General features: G+C 70.3%; 24 protein-coding genes. 15 read left to right on the forward strand and 9 right to left on the reverse strand.

Features of this window, described 5'->3' with window-relative positions; genetic code table 11:
- Positions 1-77 precede the first annotated feature (77 nt).
- The gene (locus tag HLK59_RS33620) at positions 78-638 is read right to left on the reverse strand and encodes an RNA polymerase sigma factor (protein ID WP_346779864.1); all 561 of its coding nucleotides are present in this window, start codon (positions 636-638) and stop codon (positions 78-80) included.
- 131 nt (positions 639-769) lie between these two features.
- On the opposite strand from HLK59_RS33620, the gene trpS reads away from it, so the two are divergent.
- Together trpS and HLK59_RS33630 are read left to right on the forward strand one after the other, a co-directional pair.
- Positions 770-1,783: a tryptophan--tRNA ligase gene (gene trpS, locus HLK59_RS33625; protein WP_171145370.1), complete on the forward strand. Its 1,014-nt coding sequence runs from the start codon at positions 770-772 to the stop codon at positions 1,781-1,783.
- A gap of 138 nt (positions 1,784-1,921) precedes the next feature.
- Positions 1,922-2,497: a 2'-5' RNA ligase family protein gene (locus HLK59_RS33630; RefSeq protein ID WP_171145371.1), complete on the forward strand. Its 576-nt coding sequence runs from the start codon at positions 1,922-1,924 to the stop codon at positions 2,495-2,497.
- 105 nt (positions 2,498-2,602) lie between these two features.
- On the opposite strand, the gene HLK59_RS33635 is transcribed toward HLK59_RS33630, so the two are convergent.
- Both HLK59_RS33635 and HLK59_RS33640 read right to left on the reverse strand, forming a co-directional pair.
- A complete protein-coding gene (locus HLK59_RS33635) occupies positions 2,603-3,358 on the reverse strand; it encodes a decaprenylphospho-beta-D-erythro-pentofuranosid-2-ulose 2-reductase (RefSeq protein WP_171145372.1) in 756 nt (251 codons plus the stop codon).
- Between the two features lie 52 nt (positions 3,359-3,410).
- On the reverse strand, positions 3,411-4,760 hold the full coding sequence (locus HLK59_RS33640) for an FAD-binding oxidoreductase (protein WP_171145373.1): 1,350 nt from the start codon (positions 4,758-4,760) through the stop codon (positions 3,411-3,413).
- A 143-nt stretch (positions 4,761-4,903) separates the two neighbouring features.
- On the opposite strand from HLK59_RS33640, the gene HLK59_RS33645 reads away from it, so the two are divergent.
- From HLK59_RS33645 to HLK59_RS33660, 4 genes are read left to right on the forward strand one after another with little or no spacing between them, the layout of a single operon-like run.
- Entirely contained in the window at positions 4,904-5,449 is a 546-nt protein-coding gene (locus tag HLK59_RS33645; protein WP_171145374.1) for a phosphatase PAP2 family protein, read from the forward strand.
- Positions 5,442-6,467 carry a decaprenyl-phosphate phosphoribosyltransferase gene (locus HLK59_RS33650; RefSeq protein WP_171145375.1) on the forward strand — a complete coding sequence of 342 codons (1,026 nt, stop codon included), beginning with the start codon at positions 5,442-5,444 and terminating at the stop codon, positions 6,465-6,467. The genes HLK59_RS33645 and HLK59_RS33650 overlap by 8 nt, the downstream gene beginning before the upstream one ends.
- Positions 6,461-6,886: a GtrA family protein gene (locus tag HLK59_RS33655; RefSeq protein WP_171145376.1), complete on the forward strand. Its 426-nt coding sequence runs from the start codon at positions 6,461-6,463 to the stop codon at positions 6,884-6,886. The genes HLK59_RS33650 and HLK59_RS33655 overlap by 7 nt, the downstream gene beginning before the upstream one ends.
- A complete protein-coding gene (locus tag HLK59_RS33660) occupies positions 6,874-7,791 on the forward strand; it encodes a YihY/virulence factor BrkB family protein (protein WP_171145377.1) in 918 nt (305 codons plus the stop codon). The genes HLK59_RS33655 and HLK59_RS33660 overlap by 13 nt, the downstream gene beginning before the upstream one ends.
- Here the strand turns inward: HLK59_RS33660 and HLK59_RS33665 are convergent.
- The gene (locus tag HLK59_RS33665; protein ID WP_346779865.1) at positions 7,745-9,046 is read right to left on the reverse strand and encodes a D-alanyl-D-alanine carboxypeptidase; all 1,302 of its coding nucleotides are present in this window, start codon (positions 9,044-9,046) and stop codon (positions 7,745-7,747) included. The genes HLK59_RS33660 and HLK59_RS33665 overlap by 47 nt on opposite strands.
- Positions 9,047-9,137: 91 nt before the next feature.
- Between HLK59_RS33665 and HLK59_RS51410 the strand changes: the two genes are divergently transcribed.
- The 4 genes from HLK59_RS51410 to HLK59_RS33685 all read left to right on the forward strand — a co-directional run bounded on the left by HLK59_RS51410 (position 9,138) and on the right by HLK59_RS33685 (position 12,955).
- The gene (locus tag HLK59_RS51410) at positions 9,138-9,380 is read left to right on the forward strand and encodes a hypothetical protein (RefSeq protein ID WP_171145379.1); all 243 of its coding nucleotides are present in this window, start codon (positions 9,138-9,140) and stop codon (positions 9,378-9,380) included.
- A gap of 40 nt (positions 9,381-9,420) precedes the next feature.
- Positions 9,421-10,704: a metallophosphoesterase gene (locus HLK59_RS33675; RefSeq protein WP_171145380.1), complete on the forward strand. Its 1,284-nt coding sequence runs from the start codon at positions 9,421-9,423 to the stop codon at positions 10,702-10,704.
- 196 nt (positions 10,705-10,900) lie between these two features.
- On the forward strand, positions 10,901-12,457 hold the full coding sequence (locus HLK59_RS33680) for an ABC transporter substrate-binding protein (RefSeq protein WP_171145381.1): 1,557 nt from the start codon (positions 10,901-10,903) through the stop codon (positions 12,455-12,457).
- 96 nt (positions 12,458-12,553) lie between these two features.
- Complete coding sequence (locus HLK59_RS33685; protein ID WP_171145382.1) at positions 12,554-12,955, forward strand: ATP-binding protein; 402 nt, start codon at positions 12,554-12,556, stop codon at positions 12,953-12,955.
- Here the strand turns inward: HLK59_RS33685 and HLK59_RS33690 are convergent, their stop codons facing one another.
- The gene (locus HLK59_RS33690) at positions 12,956-14,377 is read right to left on the reverse strand and encodes a HAMP domain-containing sensor histidine kinase (protein ID WP_171145383.1); all 1,422 of its coding nucleotides are present in this window, start codon (positions 14,375-14,377) and stop codon (positions 12,956-12,958) included.
- Positions 14,374-15,072 (reverse strand): response regulator transcription factor, encoded by a 699-nt coding sequence (locus HLK59_RS33695; protein ID WP_171145384.1) that lies wholly within the window; start codon positions 15,070-15,072, stop codon positions 14,374-14,376. Before HLK59_RS33695 ends, HLK59_RS33690 begins: the two co-directional genes overlap by 4 nt.
- A 167-nt stretch (positions 15,073-15,239) precedes the next feature.
- On the opposite strand from HLK59_RS33695, the gene HLK59_RS33700 reads away from it, so the two are divergent.
- Positions 15,240-17,648, forward strand: a complete 2,409-nt coding sequence (locus HLK59_RS33700; RefSeq protein ID WP_171145392.1) for an MMPL family transporter — start codon at positions 15,240-15,242, stop codon at positions 17,646-17,648.
- Between the two features lie 65 nt (positions 17,649-17,713).
- On the opposite strand, the gene HLK59_RS33705 is transcribed toward HLK59_RS33700, so the two are convergent.
- Both HLK59_RS33705 and HLK59_RS33710 read right to left on the reverse strand, forming a co-directional pair.
- Positions 17,714-18,436, reverse strand: a complete 723-nt coding sequence (locus HLK59_RS33705) for a TetR family transcriptional regulator (RefSeq protein WP_171145385.1) — start codon at positions 18,434-18,436, stop codon at positions 17,714-17,716.
- Between the two features lie 25 nt (positions 18,437-18,461).
- The gene (locus HLK59_RS33710; RefSeq protein ID WP_171145386.1) at positions 18,462-18,872 is read right to left on the reverse strand and encodes a VOC family protein; all 411 of its coding nucleotides are present in this window, start codon (positions 18,870-18,872) and stop codon (positions 18,462-18,464) included.
- A 130-nt stretch (positions 18,873-19,002) separates the two neighbouring features.
- On the opposite strand from HLK59_RS33710, the gene HLK59_RS33715 reads away from it, so the two are divergent.
- Genes HLK59_RS33715 through HLK59_RS33730 form a run of 4 tightly spaced genes read left to right on the forward strand, consistent with a single transcriptional unit; the run spans position 19,003 to position 23,133 of the window.
- On the forward strand, positions 19,003-19,425 hold the full coding sequence (locus tag HLK59_RS33715) for a hypothetical protein (RefSeq protein ID WP_171145387.1): 423 nt from the start codon (positions 19,003-19,005) through the stop codon (positions 19,423-19,425).
- A 42-nt stretch (positions 19,426-19,467) separates the two neighbouring features.
- Entirely contained in the window at positions 19,468-19,860 is a 393-nt protein-coding gene (locus HLK59_RS33720; RefSeq protein WP_171145388.1) for a hypothetical protein, read from the forward strand.
- Complete coding sequence (locus HLK59_RS33725) at positions 19,860-22,334, forward strand: DUF4132 domain-containing protein (RefSeq protein ID WP_171145389.1); 2,475 nt, start codon at positions 19,860-19,862, stop codon at positions 22,332-22,334. Before HLK59_RS33720 ends, HLK59_RS33725 begins: the two co-directional genes overlap by 1 nt.
- 55 nt (positions 22,335-22,389) lie before the next feature.
- Positions 22,390-23,133, forward strand: coding sequence for a hypothetical protein (locus tag HLK59_RS33730; RefSeq protein ID WP_171145390.1), 744 nt, complete (start codon positions 22,390-22,392; stop codon positions 23,131-23,133).
- Here the strand turns inward: HLK59_RS33730 and HLK59_RS33735 are convergent.
- Positions 23,095-24,213, reverse strand: a complete 1,119-nt coding sequence (locus tag HLK59_RS33735) for a hypothetical protein (protein ID WP_171145391.1) — start codon at positions 24,211-24,213, stop codon at positions 23,095-23,097. The genes HLK59_RS33730 and HLK59_RS33735 overlap by 39 nt on opposite strands.
- Positions 24,214-24,933 lie beyond the last annotated feature (720 nt).

Here is a 24,933-nt window from a genome sequence, read left to right on the forward strand (position 1 = left end):
CCCCGCGCCCGCCCGGCCCCCGGCCACCGGCGCCGGCGGGCCCACGGCCGCCCTCACCGCCGTACGACTCCCGCCCCTCACTCACGCTCATCACCCCCTTCCCGAGGCTCGAAATCCGGCAGCAGCCGGCTCAGTTTCCGCAGCGCGCGGTTCAGCCGGGACTTCACCGTGCCCCGGGGCCAGCCCAGGGCCTGGGCCGTCTCGGACTCGTCCATCTCCAGCAGATAGCGGTAGGTGACGACCAGGCGATGCTCCTCGCTCAGCTTCTCCAGGGCGGACAGCAGGGCCGCGCGGCGCTCCGTCTCCAGGGTCGCGACCGCCGGGTCCGCCGATTCCGGTATCAGCGGCTCAGCCTCCACGAAGGCCGCCTCACGGCCGGCGAGCGTGCGCTGGCGGGCCGCCGTACGCACTGTGTTCCTCGTCTCATTGGCCACGATCGACAGCAGCCACGGCTTGAACGACGCGCCGTCCTTGAACCGGCCCAGCGCGCAGTACGCCTTGACGAAGGCCTGCTGCACCACGTCCTCCGCGTCCGCACCCGCCCCGAGTGCCGCGGCCGCCCGCAGCGCGATGCCCGTGTGGGCGCGCACCAGCTCCGCATACGCCTCCGGCTCCCCGGCGCGTACCCGTGCGATCACCGCGGCCTCATCGACGATGCGGCCCCCCTCCCGCGTTCTCACACCTTTGTTACACCGCAGGAGACGGATCGGTTCCCATCTGTTTCCGACCAGTTCCGGATCGGGGGCCGACACCTGAGAGAATGGTGAGCATGGCTTCAGACCGTCCCCGCGTGCTCTCCGGAATCCAGCCCACCGCAGGCTCGTTCCACCTCGGCAACTACCTCGGCGCCGTCCGTCAGTGGGTGGCCCTGCAGGAGTCCCACGACGCGTTCTACATGGTCGTCGACCTGCACGCGATCACGATTCCGCAGGACCCGGCCGAGCTGCGCGCGAACACCCGCCTGGCCACCGCCCAGCTGCTGGCCGCCGGTCTCGACCCCGAGCGCTGCACGCTGTTCGTCCAGAGCCATGTCCCCGAGCACGCCCAGCTCGCCTGGGTCATGAACTGCTTCACCGGTTTCGGCGAGGCCTCCCGCATGACGCAGTTCAAGGACAAGTCCGCCAAGCAGGGCGCGGAGCGGGCCTCCGTCGGCCTCTTCACGTACCCGATCCTCCAGGTCGCCGACATCCTGCTGTACCAGGCCAACGAGGTCCCGGTCGGCGAGGACCAGCGCCAGCACATCGAGCTCACCCGTGACCTCGCCGAGCGCTTCAACGGCCGGTTCGGCGCGACCTTCGAGGTCCCCAAGCCGTACATCCTCAAGGAGACGGCGAAGATCTACGACCTTCAGGACCCGTCGATCAAGATGAGCAAGTCGGCGTCCACGCCGAAGGGTCTGATCAACCTCCTCGACGAGCCGAGGACCACCGCCAAGAAGGTCAAGAGCGCGGTCACCGACACCGACACCGTCATCCGCTACGACGCCGAGAACAAGCCCGGTGTCAGCAACCTGCTCACCATCTACTCGACCCTCACGGGTACGGGAATCGCGGAACTGGAGCAGAAGTACGACGGCAAGGGCTACGGTGCGCTCAAGACGGACCTCGCCGAGGCCATGGTCGAGTTCGTGACACCGTTCCGGGAGCGCACCCAGCAGTATCTGGACGACCCCGAGACGCTGGACTCGATCCTGGCCAAGGGTGCCGAGAAGGCACGCGCCGTCGCCGCGGAGACGCTGGCCCAGGCCTATGACCGGGTCGGCTTTCTGCCCGCCAAGCACTGAGGCGCAAGCCCGCACACACGTACCACTGGACAGAGCGCTGCACATCACTACGGTTGCGCCTGCCCACAACACAGCCATGGCCGTACAGTCGATAGCCGAACGGCCGGGACGAACCCGACAGGAAGACAGGGAGACGACGTGGGGACCGTAACGATCGGCGTGTCGATCGCGGTCCCGGAGCCTCACGGCAGCCTGCTCCAACAGCTGCGCGCGGGCTTCGGCGACGCCGCGGCTCACGGCATCCCCACGCATGTCACGCTGCTGCCGCCGACCGAGGTCGACGACACCGCGCTCCCGGCCATCGAGGCGCATCTGACCGAGGTCGCCGCATCGGGTCGGCCGTTCCCGATGAAGCTGTCCGGCACGGGCACCTTCCGGCCGTTGTCGCCGGTGGTGTTCGTCCAGGTCGTGGAGGGCGCCGAGGCCTGCACCTGGCTCCAGAAGCAGGTGCGTGACGCGTCGGGGCCGGTCGCGCGTGAGCTCCAGTTCCCGTACCACCCGCACGTGACCGTTGCCCATGGCATCGAGGACGAGGCGATGGACCGGGCGTACGAGGAGCTCGGCGACTTCGTCGCCGAGTGGCCCTGCACCGGGTTCGCGCTCTATGAGCAGGGGGCCGACGGGGTGTGGCGCAAGCTGCACGAGTACGCCTTCGGAGGCGCTGTGGTGCCGCCGCAGGCTTCGGCGCCCGTGGAACAAGGAACGACGGCCTGAAAAGGTCGTAGTGACGCTGCGGGCCGTTGCGGGCTCGTCGCGCAGTGCCCCGCGCCCCTTGGAAGAAGGGGCGCGCTCGGCTGGACCAGCGTCTGACGGAACCGCTCAGATCGGCAGCCTTCGGAACAGCTCCCGCGGTACGTGCCGCAGCGCCGACATCACCACCCGCAGCACCCCCGGCACCCACACCGTCTCCGAGCGGCGTCGCAGCCCCAGCTCGATCGCCGTCGCCACCGCCTCCGGCGTCGTCGCCAAGGGTGCCTCCGGAAGGTTCGCCGTCATCCTCGAGCGCACGAATCCGGGGCGTACGACCATGACGTGCACGCCGGTGCCGTGCAGCGCGTCGCCGAGGCCCTGGGCGAAGGCGTCGAGGCCGGCCTTGCTGGAGCCGTAGATGAAGTTGGAGCGGCGGGCGCGTTCGCCGGCGACCGAGGAGAGGACCACCAGGGAGCCGTGGCCCTGGGCCTGCAACGCGCGCGCGGAGACCAAGGCGGCCGACACCGCGCCCGTGTAGTTGGTCTGCGCGACCCGCACCGCGCTCACCGGCTCACGCTCGTCGTGCGCCTGGTCGCCGAGGATCCCGAAGGCGAGCAGCACCATGTCGATGTCGCCCTCCGCGAAGACCTTGCCGAGGACCGTCTCGTGGGACTCGGGGTCCAGCGCGTCGAAGGCGACGGTGTGCACGTCGGCCCCCAGTGCGCGCAGATCGGCCGCGGACCGCTCCAGCGCGGGGGAGGGGCGTCCCGCCAGCCACACCGTGCGGCAGCGACGGGCGACGAGGCGGCGCGCGGTGGCCAGCGCGATCTCGGACGTGCCGCCGAGGACGAGCAGGGACTGGGGGATGCCGAAGGCGTCCTTCACGACAGCAGCTCCTATGAGGTTGCCTGGGGTGGGCGGAAGTTGCCGGGATGGCCTAGAGGGAGAGACGGCGCGACAGGTCCGAGACGAACACCGCGCGCGGGTCCAACTCGGCGCGCAGCGCCCGGAAGTCGTCGAGGCGCGGATACATCGCCGCGAGCAGCTCGGGCCGCAGCCGGGAGTCCTTGGCGAGGTAGACACGGCCCCCGGCGGCGACCACGTCCTCGTCCAGCTCGTCCAGGAGGGCGCCGAGGCCCGGCAGGCCCGCCGGGATGTCGAGGGCGAGGGTCCAGCCGGGCACCGGGAAGGAGAGCCAGCCCGGGTCGGCGTCGCCGAAGCGCTTGAGGACGGCCAGGAAGGACGGGCAGCGGCGCTCCGAGACGCGGCGCACGATCCGGCGCAGGGTCTCCTCCTGGCCGTACCCGACGACGAACTGGTACTGCACGAAGCCGCCGCGGCCGTAGACGCGGTTCCACTGGGGCACGCCGTCCAGGGGGTGGAAGAAGGCGGAGACGCTCTGGAGCTGCCCGGTACGCGCGCGTGGCGCCTTGCGGTACCAGAGTTCGTTGAACAGGCCCACGGTCGTCCGGGTGAGCAGGCCTTCCGGGAGGTGGGCGGGCATCGCCGGGAGCCGGGAGGCACGGAAGGCCAGCGGGTCCCTTCGCGCGCGCGTGCCCAGCGCCTCCAGGGGTGCATGGTCGCCGCGGGTCAGCACCGCGCGTCCCGTCGCCGCACCGCGCGCGAGCAGGTCGATCCAGGCGACCGAGTAGCGGTGGCGGTCATCGGTGGCCGACAGCCGGGCCATCAGGTCGTCCAGGTCCCGGGCCCGTTCGGTGTCCACCGACATCAGGGCCGTCTCGACCGGCTGGAGCTGGACCGTCGCGGTCAGGATCACGCCGGTCAGGCCCATGCCGCCGGTGGTCGCGTCGAACAGGGGCGTGCCGCGGCCCACCGTGCGGACCTCCCCGTCGGCGGTGAGGAGTTCGAAGGACAGGACGTGCCGGGAGAAGCCGCCGCAGACGTGGTGGTTCTTGCCGTGGATGTCGGCGCCGATCGCCCCGCCGACGGTGACATAGCGCGTGCCGGGTGTCACCGGCACGAACCAGCCCAGCGGCAGCAGCACCCGCATCAGACGGTGCAGGGAGACCCCCGCGTCGCACAGCACGATGCCGGCGGCGGCGTCGATCACGTGGACGCGGTCCAGGGCCGTCATGTCGAGCACCGCCCCGCCGGCGTTCTGCGCGGCGTCCCCGTACGCCCGCCCCAGGCCCCTGGCGATGCCTCCGCGGGCCCCGCAGCCCCGGACCGCGGCCGCGGCCTCCTCGTAGCTCCGTGGGCGGATCAGACGGGCCGTGGTGGGTGCCGTACGGCCCCATCCCGTGACGGAAACGGTCTCGGCAGACATGTCGGTGACCGTATCGTCCTTAAGTGAGCGATTGATTCTCAAACATTCCGGGACATTCATCCTCTCCCCGAAATGGGTGATTAATGGGATGTCGCTCAATATTGCCGGAGTTATCACGGTGTTGACGTGAACAGTGACTCCACATGGACCCATTCGACCACCGCGACCACCGCGACCGCCTCGACGCTCTGGAAGGCATGGATCACCGGATCCTCTCGGCGCTCCGGGCGCGCGGTGCCGACCCGCGTGTCGGCGGTGCCGCGCGTGCCCTGTCCCGGGCCGGCGAGCACGGGGCGCTGTGGATCGCGGCGGGCCTCGCGGGGGCCGCCGTGGACGGCGCGCGGCGCGGCGCCTGGTTGCGCGGAACAGTGCTCACCGCGGGCGCGCACGTCGTCAGCATGGGCGTGAAAAGGGTGGTGCGGCGCCCGCGCCCCGCGCACGTCGTACCCCTCGTCACCACCGTCGGCCGACACTCCTTCCCGAGCTCGCACGCGACCTCCGCGACGGCCGCCGCGGTCGCCTTCGGGGTGCTGGGGGCGCGCGCCGTCCCACCCCTCGCCGCCGCGATGTGCCTCTCGCGCCTGGTCGTCGGAGTCCACCACCCCTCGGACGTCGCGGCGGGCGCGGTCCTGGGGGCGCTCACGGCGTGCGTTGGAGCGCGCTGGGTGAGAGGGGGAGCGTGTGACTGAGACAGCGCCGTTCACCAACAGCGCGCACTCCAAGAGCCCGGCCCTTCTTGAGCAGCGCACGCCCCCACGTCACACCCCGCCACCCCGCAAGGGCTCCCTCCTGGGCGGCCTCGTCAGGACCGCGCGCCCCAAGCAGTGGGTCAAGAACATCCTCGTCATCGCCGCCCCGGCCGCGGCGGGGCAGCTCTTCACCGTGCACGCCCTCTCCCGACTCGCCCTGGTCTTCGCCCTGTTCACGGCCTGTGCCGCCGCCGTCTATCTGGTCAACGACGCCCGTGACGCCGAGGCCGACCGCGCCCACCCCACCAAACGCCACCGCCCGGTCGCCGCCGGACAGGTCCCCGTACCCGTCGCCTACGCCGTCGCAGGCGTCCTCGCCGCCCTCGCGCTCGCCGGAGCCGTCTGGCTCACCCCGCCCCTCGTGCCGGCCCTGCTGACCGCCTACCTGGGCATGCAACTGGCCTACTGCGTCAGCCTGAAGCACGTGCTCGTCGTCGACCTCGTCCTCGTCACGACCGGGTTCCTGATGCGGGCCATGGTCGGCGGGCTGGCTCTCGGCATCCCGCTGTCCCGGTGGTTCCTGATCACGACCGGCTTCGGGGCGCTGTTCATGGTGGCGGCCAAGCGCTACTCGGAAGCGGTGCAGATGGCCGGCAAAGCGGGCGCCACGCGCGCGTTGCTGACCGAGTACACGACCGGATACCTGCGGTTCGTCTGGCAGTTGGCGGCCGGGGTCGCCGTCCTCGGGTACTGCCTGTGGGCGCTGGAGAAGGGCGGCACATACAGCGGCACGTACGGCGGCGCACACAGTGGCGCGCACATTGGCGCACACGGCAGTGTGCTGCCCTGGCGGCAGCTGTCCGTGGTCGCCTTCATCCTCGCCGTCCTCCGCTACGCCGTCTTCGCCGACCGCGGCACCGCGGGCGAACCCGAGGAGGTCGTCCTGGGCGACCGCGCCCTCGCCGTCATCGGCCTGGTGTGGCTCGCGATGTACGGGCTGGCGGTGGCCCATTGGTAGACACCCGCAGAGAATTCCTCGGCTTCGCCACCGCAGGTCTCCTCGCCTACACCGTCGACCTCGCCCTGTTCACCTGCCTCCGCGGCCCCGCCGGTCTCGACCCGATCGGCGCCAAGGCGCTCTCGTTCGTCGCCGGGTGCTCGGTGGCGTACGCGGGCAACGCGCTCGGCACCTATCGCCACACCGGGCGGCGGGGCCCGAGGACGTACGCCGTCTTCCTCGCGGTGAACGCCGCCGGCGCCCTCGTCCAGCTCGTCTGTCTCACCGTCAGTCACTACAGCCTCGGCCTCACCTCACAGACGGCGGACACTGTCTCCGGGGCCGGAATCGGCATGGCACTCGCCACTGTCCTGCGCTTTTGGGGTACCCGCACATGGGTGTTCCGCACCGAGGGGAGAGTCGGATCATGGACTGGCTGAAGAAACTCCCCGTGGTCGGGCCGGTGGTGGCCCGGCTGATGGCCACGCACGCGTGGCGGTCGTACGAACGTCTGGACCGGGTGAAGTGGGCCCGGCTGGCCGCCGCGATGACGTTCATCAGCTTCATCGCGCTGTTCCCCCTGCTGACCGTCGCCGCCGCGGTCGCCGCCGCGACCCTCAGCAAGTCGCAGCAGGAGGAGTTGCAGGACAAGATCGCCGATCAGGTGCCCGGCATCTCCGACCAGCTGAACATCGAGAGTCTCGTCGCGAACGCCGGCACCATCGGCCTCATCGCCGGCGCCGTCCTGCTGTTCACCGGCATCGGCTGGGTCGGCAACATGCGCGAGTGCCTGCGCGCGGTGTGGGAGCTGCCCGACGAGGAGGAGAACCCGCTCCTGCGCAAGGCCAAGGACACGGGCGTGCTGTTCGGCCTCGGTGGCGCCCTGCTCGTCACGATCGCCGCGTCCACCGTGGGCTCCGCCATGGTCGGCTGGATCAGCGACGAGCTCGGCATCGACCGCGAGGGCTGGGGCGCGGTCCTGCTGCGGACCGCCGCGCTCCTGATCGCCGTACTCGCGGACTTCCTGCTGCTGCTCTACGTCCTCACGCTGCTGCCCGGCGTCCAGCCGACGCGCCGCCGGCTGCTGGTGGCGGCGCTGATCGGCGCGGTCGGGTTCGAACTGCTGAAGCTGCTGCTCAGCGGCTATATGCAGGGCGTGGCGTCGAAGAGCATGTACGGCGCTTTCGGCGTCCCCATCGCCCTGCTGCTGTGGATCAACTTCACGTCGAAGCTGGTGCTGTTCTGCGCCGCCTGGACGGCGACGCAGAGCAAGGAGGACAGCGAGGAGGACACGGACGTCAGTGCCGACGACGTACCAGATCCGGCAGCGGCCAACGGCGGTTGACCAGGAACGCGCCGGCCGCCAGCAGCACCAGCACACCGCCGGTGATCGCCAGCGCTATGCCGATGCCGCCCGAGCCCTCCTCGACGGCGGCCGCCACCGGCTTGCCGGAGGCCGAGGCCGAAGGCGAGGCGGAGGCGCCGCCCGCCTGCCCGTTGTCGTTCGCCCCGGGCTGGGCGCTCGTCTGCGCACCCTTCGGCGGCACCAGCTCACCCACCGGCTCGACCTTGCCCACGGCCTTGAAGCCCCAGTCGAAGAGCTTGGCGGTCTCCTTGTAGACCTCGTTGTGCTCGTCCTTCTCCGGGTTCATGACCGTGACCAGCAGCACCTTGCCGCCCTGCTCGACGACGCCGGTGAAGGTGGCGCCGGCGTTGGTGGTGTTGCCGTTCTTCACGCCCGCGATGCCCGGATAGACATCGACGTCGGAGTCGCCGGACAGCAGCCGGTTGGTGTTCTGGATCTCGAAGGTCCCGCGGACCTTCTTGCCCTTCTTGTTCTTCTTGGTCTCGCCGGGGAACTTCGCGGTGACCGTCGAGGCGTACTCGCGGAAGTCCTTCTTCTGGAGCCCGGAGCGGGCGAACAGCGTCAGGTCGTACGCGCTCGACACCTGCCTCGGGGCGTCGTAACCGTCCGGGCTGACCACGTTCGTGTCGAGGGCCTGGAGCTCCTCGGCGTGCTCGTTCATCTCCGCGACGGTGCTCTTCACGCCGCCGTTCATCGCGGACAGCACATGCACCGCGTCGTTGCCCGAGCGCAGGAAGACACCGAGCCACAGATCGTGGACCGTGTACGTCTCGTCCTCCTTTATCCCGACCATGCTGGAGCCGGCGCCGACGTCCGCGAGGTCGGAGGGGACGACCTTGTGCTCGGTGGTGCTGGGGAACTTCGGCAGGAGCGTGTCCGCGAACAGCATCTTCAGGGTGCTCGCCGGGGCCAGCCGCCAGTGCGCGTTGTGTGCGGCCAGCACCTCGCCGGACTCCGCGTCGGCCACGATCCACGACCGCGCGCTGATGTCCTTCGGCAGCACCGGCACCCCGCTCGCCAGATTGACCTGTGTCCCGGCCTGCCCGAGCCGGGCGCCGCCGACGGTCGACATGTTCGCGGGGGGAGTGGCCGAGGGCGAGGCCGACGAGGAGGCCGAACCCGACGGCGTCGGACTCGGGGCCGCGAAGGCGGGCGCGGCGGCCAGTGCGAAGGACGTCAGGGCGGCGGAAGTGACCAGCAGGGAGCGCCTGGCGGTCTTCTGAGGTGCGGACACGGTCGGAAACGTACATGCCGTGGGCCGGGAAGTCCCGCCGCCCGCCCCACCCCGGACGCGGAACCGGACACCCGGCGGAGATACTGGGCGTATGAAGCTCAGCCGCCCCGTCTCCTGGTTCCTGCTCGCCTTCGGGGTGTGGAGCTGGATCATCTGGATCACTTTCGTCAAGAATCTCGTCAAGGACGGCAGCGGACTCGCGTTCGACGACGCGGGCGACCCGACCGCGTACTTCTGGGTGCACCTGCTGCTGGCCGTCGTCTCCTTCGTATTGGGGACGGTCGTCGGGGGCATCGGGTTGCGCGGAGTGCGCGCACTGCGCCAGACGTCATAGACGAGAACCCAAGAGAAGAGAACTGAGGGGATACGGCTCCGTGGTCATCGTCTTCGCGCTGCTCGCCCTGGGCGTCCTGGTGACGGGCAACTGGTACGTGTGGCGCCGGTTGTTCCGCGACACCACCGAGCGCCCGGGCTGGGCGCGCCGCGCGGGCGCCGCGCTGATCGCGGGCGGCTGGCTGATGGCGATCGGCGCCCTCGTGGCCGAGCGCGCCGGCGCGCCCTTCTGGTTGCAGCGCGTGCTGGCGTGGCCGGGATTCCTGTGGCTCGCGCTGTCGGTCTACCTGCTGCTCGGTGTGGTGGTGGGTGAGGTCGTACGACCCCTGCTGAGACGTTTCCTCGAACGGCGGGACCGGCGCCGGGCCCCCGCCGGGGCGGACGTACGGCAGTTGGAGACCGTACCGGCGGGAGCCACGCCCGAGGAGCCGCCCGAGCCCGAGTCCGAGTCCGAGTCCGAGCCCCCGGCTCCAGCGGACCCTCAGCTCCCCGTCCCCACCCCCTCCCGCCGTCTCTTCGTCTCCCGTGTGGCCGCCGGTGCCGCCGCGGCCGCGGCGCTCGGGACCGTCGGGTACGGCACGTACGGCGTCCTGCGCGGTCCGAAGGTCAAGCGGGTCACCGTGCCGCTGGCCAAGCTGCCGCGCGCGGCGCACGGTTACCGCATCGCCGTGGTCAGCGACATCCACCTCGGTCCGGTCCTCGGCCGCGGTTTCGCGCAGACGGTCGTCGACACCATCAACTCCACCCAGCCCGACCTGATCGCGGTCGTCGGCGACCTGGTGGACGGCAGCGTGAAGGACCTCGGTCCCGCCGCGGCGCCCCTGGCCCAGCTCCGGGCGAAGCACGGCACGTTCTTCGTCACCGGCAACCACGAGTACTTCTCCGGCGCCGAGCAGTGGGTCGAGGAGGTGCGGCGGCTCGGTATGCGCCCGCTGGAGAACGACCGTACGGAACTGCCGTACTTCGACCTCGCCGGCGTCAACGACATCGCGGGCGAGAGCGAGGGCCAGGGCCCTGACTTCGCCAAGGCGCTCGGTGACCGCGACACGGCACGCGCGTGTGTGCTCCTCGCCCACCAGCCGGTCCAGATCCACGACGCCGTCGACCACGCCGTGGATCTCCAGCTCTCCGGCCACACCCACGGCGGCCAGCTCTGGCCCGGCAACTTCCTCGCCGAGCTCGCGAACCCGACCGTCGCGGGGCTGGACCGCTACGGCGACACCCAGCTCTACGTCAGCCGCGGCGCCGGCGCCTGGGGTCCGCCGACCCGGGTGGGCGCTCCGTCGGACATCACGGTGATCGAACTGGCGTCGCGGAAAGCCTGAGGAGCAGGTCCGGCGACCTTTCCGGGCGGACTCTGTGCGGGCCCTGTGAAACCGGGCGGTAACACCTTGCGGCAATGACTTTCTCAACTCTCAAGATCCCCCTTCCCCCCAGTGAAAAGCGTGTGGTTAGGTGAGCCGCGCCGCCAGGGGAGGCGGCGTTTGCGCTTGGGGCCGCAGAGCCCTCAGGAGGGCACCGATGCGATCGGTTCGCATACGGATTCTCGCGACGCTGCTGGTGTTGGGGGCAGTCGGAGTGGGCGGCTGGCAGCTGATGCCGTCGCAGGAGGATTCGGGCAAGACCATCAAGGTGGGCACGTCGGACGTCGTCACGTCACTCGACCCGGCAGGCGCCTACGACGCCGGGTCCTGGGCCCTGTTCAGCAACGTCTTCCAGTCCCTGCTGACCTTCGAGCCGGGCGGTGTGAAGCCGGTGCCCGACGCGGCGGAGAGCTGCGGGTTCGAGGGCGGCGAGCTGAGCACCTACCGGTGCACGCTGCGCGAGGGCCTCGTCTTCCCGAGCGGGCGCACGATGACCGCCGAGGACGTGAAGTACTCCTTCGACCGCGTCAAGAAGATCAAGTCGGACGTCGGTCCCTCCGCCCTCCTCGACACCCTCAAGTCGGTGTCCGCGAGCGGCCTGACCGTCACCTTCCACCTGTCCTCCCCGGACGCCACCTTCCCGTTCAAGGTGGCCACCGGAGCCGGCTCGATCGTCGACCGCACGAAGTACCCGGCCAACGGCCTGCGCACCGACAACGGCGTGGACGGCACCGGCCCGTACGAGCTGACGGCGTATACGAAGGACAAGAAGGCGGACCTCAAGCCCAACGAGGACTACGAGGGCGCGATCAAGGACGCCGGACACCCCGTCGAACTGCGCTACTACAAGGACGCCGACGCCCTCAACAGCGCGTGGAAGAAGAAGCAGGTCGCCGCCGCCACCCGGCAGCTGCCGCCGAAGACGCTCGCCGAGCTGAACCCGAGCGACCCGACCATGCGGGTCTCCGAGGCCGACAGCTCCGAGGTCCGCAACCTCTACCTCAACACCCGCTCCTCCTCCCCGCTGCACGACACCGAGGTCCGCCAGGCCATGGCCTGGCTGATCGACCGCGAGCGGCTGGCGGCCACGGTGTACGAGGGGACCGTCGACCCGCTGTACTCGCTGATCCCGACCGGCATCACCGGCCACACCACGGCGTTCTTCGACGCCTACCCGCAGCAGAGCGCCAAGAAGGCCCGCGCCCTGCTCACCGAGGCCGGAGTGAGCCTGCCGGTCCGCTTCACCTACGGCTACGGCATCGGCCGTGCCTCCGCCGCCGAGGAGGCGAAGGAGCTCAAGCGGCAGCTGGAGGCGAGCGGTCTGTTCAAGGTGACCGTCAAGGGCTACGAGTGGACCGACTTCCAGAAGCGCTGGGTCGGCGGCAAACTCGACGCCTACGCGGTCGGCTGGGTCGCCGACTACCCCGACCCGGACACCTACGGCGCCCCGCTCGTCGGCACCGACGGAACCATGAGCACCGGCTACAGCAGCTCCCAGGTCGACCGTCTGATTCAGGCCAGTCAGCGGTTCGAGGACCGCGGTGAGGCCACGGAGGACTTCCGTTCGCTGCAGGACGCCGTCGCCCGAGATGTTCCGGTCATCCCGCTCTGGCAGGCCAAGGAGTACGTGGTGACCAGCGAGGACGTCGGCGGTGGCCAGTATCTTTCGGACGGCACCGGTGTCTTCCGGCTCTGGCGGCTCACCTGGATCTGACGCGATCTCGTGGCATTGACATTCGCCGGAGTGACGCGGGGTAGCAGCCCTACGCAGCACCATGTGACGGAGGTGTGGGCGGGGTGAGGAGCAAACGTGTTGAGACGCAACTCCTTCCGGCTGCCCCGGCACCCGGCTTCCGTCGGCCTCGCCCGGCGCCGGGTGCGGGACCATCTGGCCGACTGGGGGCACGGGAGCGACGATCCGGCGCTGGCGGACGCCGTACTGCTGGTGTCCGAGCTGGCGACGAACGTCGTACGCCACGGGCCTTTGCTGGAACGCGAGTTCGAGGTGGCGGTGACGGCGCTCGCCGACGGCTCATGCCTCATAGAGGTGTCCGACGAGGGGCAGATGGAACCCCGGCTCAGGGTGGTCGGGGAGTGGGAGGAGGCCGGCCGCGGGCTGCACCTGGTGGAGAACATCGCCGCCGCGTGGGGCGTGTGGAGCAGGGGGCGGCACGGCAAGACCGTATGGGCCCTGGTGCTGGCGAACGGCTGACTACGTCCGCGCCGGCAGGATGACCGTCACCGCCAGCCCCTCGCCGGGAGCCGTCCGCACCGCCACCCGCCCGCCGTGCGCCTGGACGACCCCCTGCACGATCGCCATGCCGAGCCCGCTGCCCGCACCTCCGCCGACCCGGAAGAAGCGGTCGAAGATACGCGCCGCGTCCTCCTCACAGAGCCCGGGACCCTCGTCCGTCACACACAGCCGTACGACCCCGTCCGCCCGCTCCACCCCGAGCCGCACCGGCACGTCGTCGGGTGTGTGGGTGCGCACATTGCCCACCAGGTTGCCCAGCACCTGCCGCAGCCCCGACTCGTCGGCGCGCACCAGCAGCGCGCCCTCGGCGCCGACGCTGACGGGCCGGTCCGGCTGCTGCACCCGCAGGTCCTCGGCCGCGTCCCGGACCAGCCGGCTCAGATCGACGTTGCGGAACCGCAGTTCGGGCTGCTGGTCCAGGCGGGCCAGGGTGAGCAGCTCGTCCACCAGCCGCCCCATCCGGTCCGCCTCCGCCATCACCCGCGTCCAGGCCCGCTTGCGCTCGGCCTCCTCCCGCAGCATGCCCTTGTCGTACAGCTGGAGATAGCCGCGTATCGCGGACAGCGGGGTGCGCAGCTCGTGCGAGGCGTCGGCGACGAACCGGCGCAGCTGGGACGCGCTGCGCTCGCGCGTGTGGTAGGCCGACTCCACCTGCTGGAGCATGGAGTTGAGGGCGACACGCAGCTGCTCGACCTCCAGCGTGGCCTCCCTGCTGGACGGCACCCGCCGGGTCAGATCCCCCTCGGCGATCGCCGACGAGGTCTCCACCATGTCCTCCAGCGGCCGCATCCGGCGCCGCACGCTGAACATCGTCAGACAGGCCAGCAGCGCCAGCAGCAGGCTGCCTATGGCGAGATCGAGCTTGACGGCCTTGCCGACGCCTCGGTGGACGGCCTCGGTGGAGGTGGCGAGCAGGACGTACGTGCCGTCGGCGAGGCGGGTCGCGGTCGCCCGGTAGGCGTCGCCGCGCACCCGGATGTCGTGCGGCTCGGTGTCGGCGGCCAGCACGCGCGGATCGCCCACGGCGGTCGCGAAGTCCCGCTGGACGTCGCTCGGCGTGTATCCGGCCAGGGCGACCGCCCCGCCCCGCTCGTCGACGAGGGTGAGGAGCTCGTCCGGCCGTGGGTCCTCCACGCTCTGCCGCATGAACTGCTCGCGCACGATCGCCAGGTCGCTGAGCCCCTCGATCATCTCCAGCGTGAGCTGGGAACCGCCCAACGACTTCCGGGTCTGGTCGAGTTCGCCGTCGATCTGGTCGAGCAGGTAGTACCGCATGCCCATCACGCTCACCGCGGTCGCCGCGACGATGCCGAGCGCGAGCAGCACCACGTTGGCCACGGTGAGCTTGCCGCGCAGCGAGCGGGTCCGCGGGAACCTCATGCGAGCCCGTATCCGACGCCCCGCCGGGTCGTGATGACCGGCGGCCCCAGCGCGTCCAGCTTGCGCCGCAGATAGCTGATGTAGGTCTCCACGATCGTCGACTCGGGCGGGGTGTGCTCGTACTGCCAGACGTGGCGCAGGAGTTGCTCCTTCGGCACGATCCGGCCGCCGTTGCGCACCAGGAAGCGCAGCAGCGCGTACTCGGTGGGGGTCAGCTCGACGGTCCGTCCCGCGCGGTGGACGCTGTACGTCGTCTCGTCCAGCTCCAGGTCGCCGTACGTCAGCGGCGGCCGCTGCGGCAGCACGTCGGCGCGGCGGGTGCGCCGCAGTACCGCCGTGACACGGGCGATGACCTCGTCGATGTTGAACGGCTTGGTGATGTAGTCGTCGCCGAAGCCGAGGGCACCGACGATCTCGCCGGGCGAGTCGCGCGCGGTGAGGAACACCAGCGCCATGTCCGGACGCTCGGCGCGGAACCGGCGCCCCAGGGCGCGTCCGTCGCCGTCGGGCAGCATGACGTCGAGCAGCGCCACGTCGGGCCGGGTGCGCTCGGTGAGCGCCAGGGCCTCACGGACGGTGCCCGCGATCATCACCTCGAACCGGTGGTAGCGCAGCGCGATGGCGAGCACGTCCGCGATGCTCTCCTCGTCCTCCACCACCAGCACGGTGCCTGGACCCTCCCGACTGTCAGCCATGCCCCCAGTATCGGCGGAGCCACTGACAGCCGGGTCGGTCCGGTGCTTTGGAGTTCCTTGAGAGTCGGTCGTATCCGGTGTCCACGCGTGTGTGGCGACACCAATGCTGTTGCCAGGACCTGGGGGACCAACCGACCGACAAATAGGGAGCGTTGATCGTGGCGGCATTGGCACGGTGGTGCTATCGGCACCGGCTGGTGGTCCTGTTGCTGTGGGTGGGGACGGTGTTCGGTGTGGGCTTCGCGGGTTCCGCCGCGGGCACGGACTACGCGAACACGTTCTCGCTCCCGAACACGGACTCCACGCGCGCGTACGACCTGATGGAGAAGGCCTTCCCGCAGAGCGCGGGCGACACCGACACGGTGGTGTGGAAGGTCGACGAGGGATCGGTGCGGGACGAGTCCGTACGGTCCCGGATCGAGCCCGCGCTGAAGGAGATCGGCGCGATGAAGGGGGTCGGCGAGGTCACCAGCCCCTACGCGGCCGACGGCGCGGCGCAGATCAGTGAGAACGGGCGGATCGCGTACGCCCAGGTCACCTTTGTCGAGCAGGCCAACGCCGTACCCAAGGAGCTTGTCGAGGACGTCGTCGACACCGCGCAGGCGGCCGAACGCGACGGACTCCGGGTCGAACTGGGCGGCCAGGCGATCACCCGGACCCAGGAGCCGCCGACCGGCATCGCCGAGATGGTCGGCATCGTCGCCGCGGCGGTCGTGCTCTTCCTGGCCTTCGGCTCGCTCTTCGCGATGCTGCTGCCCCTGGTGGTCGCCATCGCGGCCCTCGGCACCGGCCTGATGGCGACCTCGCTGCTCAGCCATGTCACCGACGTGCCCGAAGTCGCCCCGCTGCTCGGCTCGCTGATCGGCCTCGGCGTCGGCATCGACTACGCCCTGTTCATCGTGACCCGGCACCGCCGCGGCATCCTGCGCGGCATGAAGCCCGAGGAGTCGGCGGTCGTCGCGCTCAACACCTCCGGGCGCGCGGTGCTGTTCGCGGGCGGCACGGTGTGCATCGCGCTCGCCGGCATGCTCGTGATGAACATGCGGTTCCTGGACGGCGTGGTCATCGCGACCTCGCTGACCGTGGTGCTGAGCGTGCTGGCCGCGATCACCCTGCTGCCCGCGCTCCTCGGCCTCCTCGGCATGCGCGTCCTCAGCCGCCGCCAGCGGCGCAGGCTCGCCGCGACGGGACCGGAGCCGGAGCACACGAGCGGACTCGCGGCGCGCTGGTCGTCGTACGTCCAGAGGAGCCCGCGCGCGGTCGCCGGACTGGCTCTCGTGGTCATGCTGATCCTGGCGCTGCCCGTGCTGTCCATCCGGCTCGGCGCCACCGACCAGGGCAACCACCAGGAGTCGACGACGACCCGGCAGGCCTACGACCTGCTCGCCGAGGGCTTCGGGCCCGGCTTCAACGGCCCGCTCCAGGTCGTCGTCTCCGAAGGCGACGCCCAGGGGCTGGTGTCCCGTATCGAGTCCACCGAGGGTGTCGCACAGGTGGCGGCCGTACCGCCCGCGAACGGTGTCACGCTGATCCAGGTCGTCCCGACGACGTCACCGCAGTCGGAGAAGACCGACCAGCTCATCGACCGGCTGCGCGACGACGTGATCCCCGCCTCCGGCGCCGAGGCCCATGTCGGCGGTGTCACGGCCGTCTTCAAGGACTTCGCGTCCGTGACCGGCGAGCGGCTGCCGTACTTCGTCGCGGCGATCATCTCGCTGGGCTTCCTGCTGCTGCTCGTCGCGTTCCGCTCGCTGGTGGTCCCGCTGACCGCCGCCCTGATGAACCTGATCGCGGCGGCCGCGTCCTTCGGTGTCCTGGTGGCGATCTTCCAGTGGGGCTGGGGGACGGAGCTCATCGGCATCGGCAAGGAGGGCCCGATCACGGCGTTCCTGCCGGTCATCATGCTCTCCCTGCTCTTCGGCCTCTCCATGGACTACCAGGTGTTCCTGGTGAGCCGGATGCACGAGGAGTGGGTGCACACGAAGGACAACGCGCGCGCGGTGCGCGTCGGCCTCGCGGAGACCAGCCGGGTCATCAACTGCGCGGCCCTGATCATGATCTGCGTGTTCTCCGCGTTCGTCCTCAGCGGCGACATGGAGGGCGCGATGGCGGGCATCGGCCTCGCGGCCGCGGTCGCCCTGGACGCGTTCATCCTGCGTACGGCGCTGGTGCCGGCCGCGATGCATCTGCTCGGCAAGTCCAACTGGTGGCTGCCGGACGGGCTGGAGAGGCGGCTGCCGCATCTGGCGGTGGAGCCGAGGGAAGAGGCCGTCGAGGAGGTTCCCGTGGCGGACGACGGCCCGGCCTCCGTCGTCCACGGCTTCGTCCGGGACACCGACGGCGAGCCGGTCGCGGGGGCGGCGGTGACACTGCTGTCGCGGGGCGGCCGCCAGCTGGACCGGGTGGTGTCCCTGGCGGACGGTTCGTACATCGTGTCGGTGCCGGCCCCGGGAACGTATCTGCTGTCGGCCTCGGCGTCCTCGTACGGCACGCGCGCGGGGCAGGTGGTCGTGGGGGAGGGGCCACTGGTGTACGACGTGGAGCTGGCCGAGGGGGAGCTCGACGCCGTCAACTGAGACGCGGTCGATTGAGACGCAGTCAACTGAGGCGCGGTCAACCGAGATGCCCTCAGCTGAGCTGACTAGGGCTTCTTGCCGGGGTCGGGCAGCATCCTCGTCATCCCCGGCAGGAAGTCCGTGAACAGCTCGTGCACCTCGCGCACGAGCGGCCGCAGCACCCGGAACCGGGCGAGCGCGACACCGCGCGCGGTGAGCCGGGCGCCGCGCTCGGCGAGCCGGTAGCTCCGCTCGCGCCCCTCGGTCCGGTCGAAGATCCAATAGAGCACGAGCCCCATCTGCGACAGCCACATCAGCTCGGGCAGCACATCCCGCAGATCCTCCGGCACCTTGGTCCGCGTACCCGCCAGCACATCGCGGTGGACGCTCACGGCCTCCATGCGCGCGTGCTCCGACTCGGGGGAGAACGGGCTGAGCGGACTGTCCGGGTCGGCGGCGTTCTTGAAGAACTGCACCGCGAACTCGTGGTACGGCGTGGCGATGTCCAGCCACGCCCGCAACACCCCCGCGAGCCGCGCCTCCAGGTCGGTCTCCCGCTCCAGGATCTCGCGGACGGCCACCTGGTGTTCGGCGGCGATCCGGTCGTAGAAACCCTGGATCAGGTGTTCCTTGCCCTCGAAGTAGTAGTAGGCGTTCCCGACGGAGACCCCGGCCTCCTTGGCGATGGCGCGCATGGTCGTCTTGTCGTAGCCACGCTCCTGGAACAGCCGCATGGCCGTCTCCAGGATCAGGGCGCGGGTCTGCTCGGACTTGCTGGGCGTACCGCCCTCTTCGTTGTTCGCGGGCACGGAACGAGAGCCTAATGGGCCCCGCCTAGGGACGACGTCCCAGCTCCGGGCGCTTGGTGTAGTCCGTGAGGCCGATGACGTTGCCCCACGGATCGGCGATCTCGACGGTCCAGCCGGTGGACACGGAGAAGGGCTCGTCGAGCAGCGCGAGGCCCGCGCTCCGCAGCTCGCGTGCCGCCACGCGCGCGTCCGGCACCTCCAGCCACACGCGCGGGGACGGCCACGGCGGCGGCCGATGCCCCAGCCCGTCCTCCTGCCTCAGCAGAACCCCCGGCGTCTCGCCGCCGACCTTCAGCAGCGCGATTCCTGCCTCGTCGAGCCGGAACGCCACCGTGAACCCGGCACGTTCGTAGAAGCCGACCGCCTCGCCGAGATCGCCGACGGGCAGCAGAACGTTGTCGAATCCGAGCAGTTCGTACGACTGGTCATCTGACATGCGATCACATTAGGTGCGGGGTTGACGGTTGCCGCACGGCCTGACGACGAGGTCACTCATTGAGCCGAGAAGGCGGGCGCCGCGTCGCTACGCTGAACCGTCTTCACTGCCGTACGGCGAAGGGGGCGGGATGGTTCCGCAGACAGAGGCCTTCTTTCGGGAAGTACGGGCCGCGTTCGCCGAGGTGGCCGGGAGGCTGGGGCTGGACGGGCCGGAGGAGGACGCCGCGGACCGGCATCTCGCCGTCGCGACCTACGCCGGCACCGGCGTGCGGTACACCGTCGTCCTCGGTCTGTGGGCGGGCGACGTCGAGATCCACGTCTGCCGGGAGACACCGTCCACCGAGTGCAAGATCGGCGTCGAGAAGCTGGCCCTCGCCGCGGGGGTCGCCGGGCCGCCGGACGGGGTCTCCTTCGGCGCGCGCAGCCTGCGGCAGCTGAGGAAGTCCCTGGCCGGGCAGGTCCGTTACGTCGAGCTCGTGCACCCGCATGTCTCCGTCGAGCTGATGCGGGCGGCCGGGGCGCGGGAGTGGCGCAGGCCCGTCATGAGGTGAGGGCCGGGGCCGTTGTCAGTGGCGGGTCGTACTGTCGGCGGCATGGGAATGGTGATGTTCGTCGACGAGACGACAAGCGGGAGCCGTAGCGACGGCTGGGGGCTGGAGATCGCCGAGGAGCGGCTCAGCGTGCGGGAGTTGATCCGGCGCCGGGTCTTCCAGGAGGTCGCCGAGTACAACGCCCGCACCCCGGAGGTCTTCCAGGGCCTGGTCCAGCCCGAGGACACGGAGCGCGTCCTGAACGGCTACGCCCTGCGCAGACCCCGCCGGATAGACCCCGAGAAGCAGACCGCCCTGGCGCTCAAGGCGTTCGCCGGCAACGGCTTCCTGATCCTCGTCGGCGACCGCCAGGTCACCGAACTCGACGAGGAGATCGAGCTCGTGCTCGGCACGGAGGTCACGTTCCTGAAGCTCGTCGCCCTGGTGGGTGGCTGATGAAGGGGAACATCCAGACGTACAAGGACCTGATCCGCAAGCGCTCCGCCGACGGGGAGCCGGAGGAGCTCGCCGGCGACATGCTCAAGGCGGCGGCCGCCAACAACGGCAACTGGACCGGCCTGTGGAGCACGGTCCTGGACCGGCTGTGCGAGCTGCCTCCCGAGGCGCGGGCGCGGATCGCCGACGGCCTGGTGACGCGGTACCACTCGGAGGAGGCCGGCCCGGACGCCCGGAGCAACGCCCTGACACTGCTCGGGATCGTCTCCCGCGGGCTGGAGCCCGACGACCGGCTCGCCGCCCAGCGTCTGAAGCAGCTCGACGACCTCTCCCGGCAGCACTCCTTCTGGTACGGATCGCGCTACGAGGGCCTGGTCGAGGCCGAGTTGGCCGCCGGCCGCCCGCTCGCACCGGCCGTGGTGGCCGTCTTCCGGCGTACGGCCTCCAGCACCACGTACCGGGACGCCACCCTGAGCAAGGTGGTCAGGCAGCTCACCCGCCCCGCCCTCAACGTCGGCGAGGAATGGGCCGAACAGGCCCTGGCGGACGCCGGGGACGATGCCGACTGGCAGGCCCTGCTCGCCCACGTCGCCACCGCCACCAGCGCCAAACCCACCGCGAAGTGGGACGCGCCGGCCCGCGTGCTCATCGAGGCCCTCGGCGCCGACCGTGTCCGCGAGGCGGCCCTGTCGTGGCTCGCCCTCGTCGGCCGCCCGCGCACCTTCCCGCTGGAGGGCTGGGCCTACGGGCCGGACGTCAACGGCGCCTACGACCCGTACAACGCCGACGCCCTGCGCGGTGTCGCCTGGCTGCTCTCCCTCCTCCCTCCCCACCCGGACACGGCCCGCGCCCTCGGCGCCCTCGTCGAGACCTCCCTCAAGAAGGTCGCCGGCCTCGGCCCGCGCAACCCCAAGGTCGCCAACGCCGGAGTCACCGCCCTCGCCCGCATCGACAGCGAGGCCGCCCTCGCCGAACTGGCCCGGCTCGCCACCCGCGTCACCTTCAAGGGCACGCTGAAGCTGCTCGACGGGGCCCTGGACACGCGGGCCGAGGCGATGGGGCTCAGCCGCGAGGAGATCGAGGAACTGGCGGTGCCCGCCTACGGGTTGACGGAGGTGGGGCAGGCCGGGCACCGGCTCGGGGAGGTCACGGCACTGGTCGAGGTCCACGGCACCAAGGCGACGTTGAGCTGGCGCAATGCGACCGGCAAAGCCGTCAAGAGCGTGCCCGCCGCGGTCCGTCGGGACCACGCCGACGACCTCAAGGACCTCAAGGCGGCCGTCAAGGACATCGACAAGATGCTCTCGGCCCAGAGCGAGCGCCTGGACCGCCAGTTCCTGGCCCGCCGCACCTGGCCCTACGCCGCGTGGCGTGAGCGCTACCTGGACCATCCGCTGGTCGGCACCCTGGCCAGACGGCTGCTGTGGACGGTCGACGGCGTGCCGGTCGGCTACGCCGAGGGAGCCCTGCGCACACTCACGGACGACCCGGTGGACAGCGGCACCGAGGTCGCCCTCTGGCACCCGGTGGACCACGAACCCGCCTCGATCGTCGCCTGGCGCGACTGGCTGGAACGGCACGGCGTCACCCAGCCCTTCAAGCAGGCCCACCGCGAGGTGTACCTCCTCACGGACGCGGAACGCGCGACGGGCACCTACTCCAACCGCTTCGCGGCGCACTTCCTGCGCCAGCACCAGTTCCACTCCCTGGCGGCGGTCCGGGGCTGGCGCAACAAGCTCCGCCTGAGCGTGGACGACGAGGCACCCCCGGCCACCCGTGACCTCCCGCAATGGGGCCTGCGCGCCGAGTACTGGATCGAGGGCGACGGCGGCGAGCACTACGAGGACATCACCGAGTCCGGCAGCTTCCTGCGCCTGCGCACCGACCAGGTCCGCTTCTACCCGATCGACGCCCCGGAGAACTCGGCGCACTGCTGCGGCGGCGAGTACCGCATGTGGCTGCGCGACGGCGCGGACCCGGTGGACCCTCTCCCCCTGGACTCGATCCCACCCCTCGTCCTCTCCGAAGTCCTGCGCGACGTCGACCTGTTCGTCGGCGTGGCCAGCGTCGGCAATGACCCCACCTGGCAGGACGGCGGCCCCGACGGCCGCTTCCAGGAGTACTGGACGTCGTACGGCTTCGGTGAACTGGGCCAGAGCGCGGAGACCCGACGCGTCCTCCTGGACCGACTGATACCCCGCCTGGCCATCGCCGACCGCTGCACCCTGGAAGGCCGCTTCCTCCACGTCAAGGGCGACCGCCACACCTACAAGATCCACCTCGGCTCCGGCAACATCCTCCGCACCCCGAACGACCAGTACCTGTGCATCGTTCCGAAGTCCAGCGCGGCGGCTCCGCAGGCGGGTTACCTCCCTTACGAGGGGGATCGGATGCTGGCGGTGATCCTGAGCAAGGCGATGCTGCTCGCCAAGGACACGGAGATCACCGATCCGACGATCCTGAGCCAGCTGTAGCCGACAGGCTTCAGTACCCTTCAGCTGATTGCGGGAGGGGGAGCCGGTGGGCCGTTTGCGTACAGCCTTCGGGTTGCTGGTGGTGATCGTCGGCATGGTCTGGCTGCTGGGCGACGAGGCGGCCTTGCGCGCGGGTGGGCGGTGGGCGCTGTCCGCGCTGCCGTACGCGCTCGCCGCGACGGGGCTGTTGCTCATCCTCCGGGCGGCCGTACCCAAGGGGCTGCTGTTCGGGCCGGTCGTGCTCGTCGCGGGTGGCGGCCTGTGGGCCGCCTATGACGCGGGCGTCTTCGAGGGCAGGACGGCCGACCGTATCTGGCCGTCCGTGGTGATCGCCATCGGCGTGGCGCTCTCCCTCGGGGTACGAACGGAAGCCCGTGGCCGCGAGGAGGATCACCCGCTGCGGCGGTACCGCAGTGTGCTGGTGCCGGTCGACCGGAGGGTACTCACGGCTTCCGCGCCACTGGAGACCCTGACGGTGAGCTCGTACTTCGGGAACGCCGTCATAGATCTGTCGGGAGCACGGTTCGCCGCAGTTGATTCAGCCGACGACCGGCTGCGTGTCGTCAGGGTCGACGTCACGGTCTTCTTCGGGCGCGTCGAACTCGTTGTGGGGCCGTCCTGCGCGGTGGTGAAGGGGAACGTGGAGAGCACTCGTGCCGTGCGTTTCGCGGAACGGGTGACCGTGCACGCCACCCTGGAGGAGTACCTCCGCGTCGACCGTGAGGACCCGCGCAGGCCCCATCGGATGGTGCTGAACGTCCTAGGGCTGGGTGGGGTCGTTGCCATTCGCTCGCTGTAGGACATCCTCGCTCGTCAGCGGGTGGGCCATGGAGAGGTCTCCCAGCTCCTTGTCGAACCGCACCTTGTCCCGGGCGAGATAGGCGGAGACCACCTCGTTCATTCCCACCAAGTCGTCGGCCGACTCGGGCAATTTGTAGTGGAAGGCCCTGAGCAGGTCGAACCGGTGTACGTCGAAGACCGTCGCCAACAGGGTTCCGTGGAAAGCGGAAGCGGCGACCGCACCGCGATAGGCGAGAAGTGCCAGGATCGCGGGAGCCAGGGGAAGCAACGACCAGACGTCCCAGCGCAGGAACAGGGGACTGGTCGCCAGAGCGGTGAGCCCGAGGGACACCGCGAGCGACGCGGTGGCCGAGATGAGACTGAGCTGCTGGGTGACGGCGTTCTCCAGCCGTGGAGCGACGAAGGGGTAGATCCGCGGATAGACCCGCATCATGTCCAGCCCGTAGCGGTCCCCCGCGAAACGCTCGGCTCGCAGCAGCATGTTGCCGAGAGAGGTCGGCATGAGCTCTCCCTGGCGATCCCGCTTCTTGGCGCGGGTATCGGGACGGATCTCGGTCGGATACCCGGCGCGAACGCCGCGGGCACGTTCGGCACTTCGGCGCAGCCGGGCGCGGCTCCGATCCCTTGCCGCGAGTTCGTGGAGCGGAACGGATCCGCTCGGCGGCGGGTTGCCCGAGGACGCGGCCCGTTCCGCCGCTTCCGTGGATTTCGCGTGCTGCACGACAAGCTGTGCTCGATCCCGGCGGCGACGATGGCGCTCCACTGCCGCTCCGCGCAACAGCGCCAAGGGCGCCGGTCTCGCCCAGTACCCTTCCAGCAGTTGGATGATCGCGACTTCGAAAGGCCGCAGAAGAACGCCGACCACGAACGCGAAGAAGATGAACAGCACCACGACGGCGGTGTCGCCTGACTTCGGTGCCATGGCGGAGAAGTCCGGCGGCGAGCCGAGGTGGTACAGACCCGCTCGTTCGACGGCGGCGATGATCGTCACCATCACGACCCCGGGCAGGACGCTGGTCAGGCTGAAGCGGGCGCCGCCGATGGCTTTCCCACCGGCCTCGGCGAGTGCCTTGAGCATGGTTTACGCTCCGGGATGTTTGTCGGCGTACCTCTTGAAGAGATGGCCTGATCTCGCACGAGACCGGGTGTCGGTGCGCTGCGGCGGCTCCTCGCATTCGGTGCAGGCCCAGATGGCGTGGTCGTGTTCGTGGTGTGGAACGAAGGAGTCCGCGGAGGTAAGACGGCTGTGCAACATCGGAATGTGGCAGCACTCCGTGTATTCAGGGTTCACGGTGTAGCTCCACTTGGTCGGGGCGGAGCAGTCGGGTGACCTGCAGACGTAGACCCACTGCTGGGGCTCGGCATCCTCGGCGTGAGTCTTTGCCGCGGAGCCGCTGGAAGAGTAGGGCCTTGCTGTGAGCGTCCACCCCAAGGCCAGCAGTCTCAGCGCCAGACCTGCTCCGCCCAACCGTGTCCCCGCCATACCGGCCCCCATTTTCCGTGCACCGAGTATGGCCTCAACTCCCTTGGTTGCACAGCGTGTTCACGGCAGGACGGCGCGGCAGGAAGTCACCTCGGGTCGTGACCGTCCCTGACGAGCTCCAGCGCCACGGCGGCGCGCGGGTCCGCGAGTTCGGCGGTGAGGCGTTCGGTCCGCTCGGTATCGGCTGTCACCGACGCCGGCATGGCCGGGAGGCGGAGCAGTAGGGCTCGGCGCAAGTGGGTGGGCGGGTGGCGGTCTCTTGTACAAATCTGACGCTGCGGACGAAGAGGCGGGTGTGGGTCTTCGGTGTCGCGG

Source organism: Streptomyces sp. S3(2020) (assembly GCF_013044505.1).
GTDB lineage: Bacteria > Actinomycetota > Actinomycetes > Streptomycetales > Streptomycetaceae > Streptomyces.

Coding starts and splice junctions, on each gene's coding strand:
- HLK59_RS33725 (WP_171145389.1), top strand. CDS start 19,860: ATGAAGGGGAACATCCAGACGTACAAGGACCTGATCCGCAAGCGCTCC.
- HLK59_RS33735 (WP_171145391.1), bottom strand. CDS start 24,213: ATGCTCAAGGCACTCGCCGAGGCCGGTGGGAAAGCCATCGGCGGCGCC.
- trpS (WP_171145370.1), top strand. CDS start 770: ATGGCTTCAGACCGTCCCCGCGTGCTCTCCGGAATCCAGCCCACCGCA.
- HLK59_RS33695 (WP_171145384.1), bottom strand. CDS start 15,072: ATGGCTGACAGTCGGGAGGGTCCAGGCACCGTGCTGGTGGTGGAGGAC.
- HLK59_RS33710 (WP_171145386.1), bottom strand. CDS start 18,872: ATGTCAGATGACCAGTCGTACGAACTGCTCGGATTCGACAACGTTCTG.
- HLK59_RS33660 (WP_171145377.1), top strand. CDS start 6,874: ATGGACTGGCTGAAGAAACTCCCCGTGGTCGGGCCGGTGGTGGCCCGG.
- HLK59_RS33680 (WP_171145381.1), top strand. CDS start 10,901: ATGCGATCGGTTCGCATACGGATTCTCGCGACGCTGCTGGTGTTGGGG.
- HLK59_RS33720 (WP_171145388.1), top strand. CDS start 19,468: ATGGGAATGGTGATGTTCGTCGACGAGACGACAAGCGGGAGCCGTAGC.
- HLK59_RS33715 (WP_171145387.1), top strand. CDS start 19,003: ATGGTTCCGCAGACAGAGGCCTTCTTTCGGGAAGTACGGGCCGCGTTC.
- HLK59_RS33645 (WP_171145374.1), top strand. CDS start 4,904: ATGGACCCATTCGACCACCGCGACCACCGCGACCGCCTCGACGCTCTG.
- HLK59_RS33640 (WP_171145373.1), bottom strand. CDS start 4,760: ATGTCTGCCGAGACCGTTTCCGTCACGGGATGGGGCCGTACGGCACCC.
- HLK59_RS33690 (WP_171145383.1), bottom strand. CDS start 14,377: ATGAGGTTCCCGCGGACCCGCTCGCTGCGCGGCAAGCTCACCGTGGCC.
- HLK59_RS51410 (WP_171145379.1), top strand. CDS start 9,138: ATGAAGCTCAGCCGCCCCGTCTCCTGGTTCCTGCTCGCCTTCGGGGTG.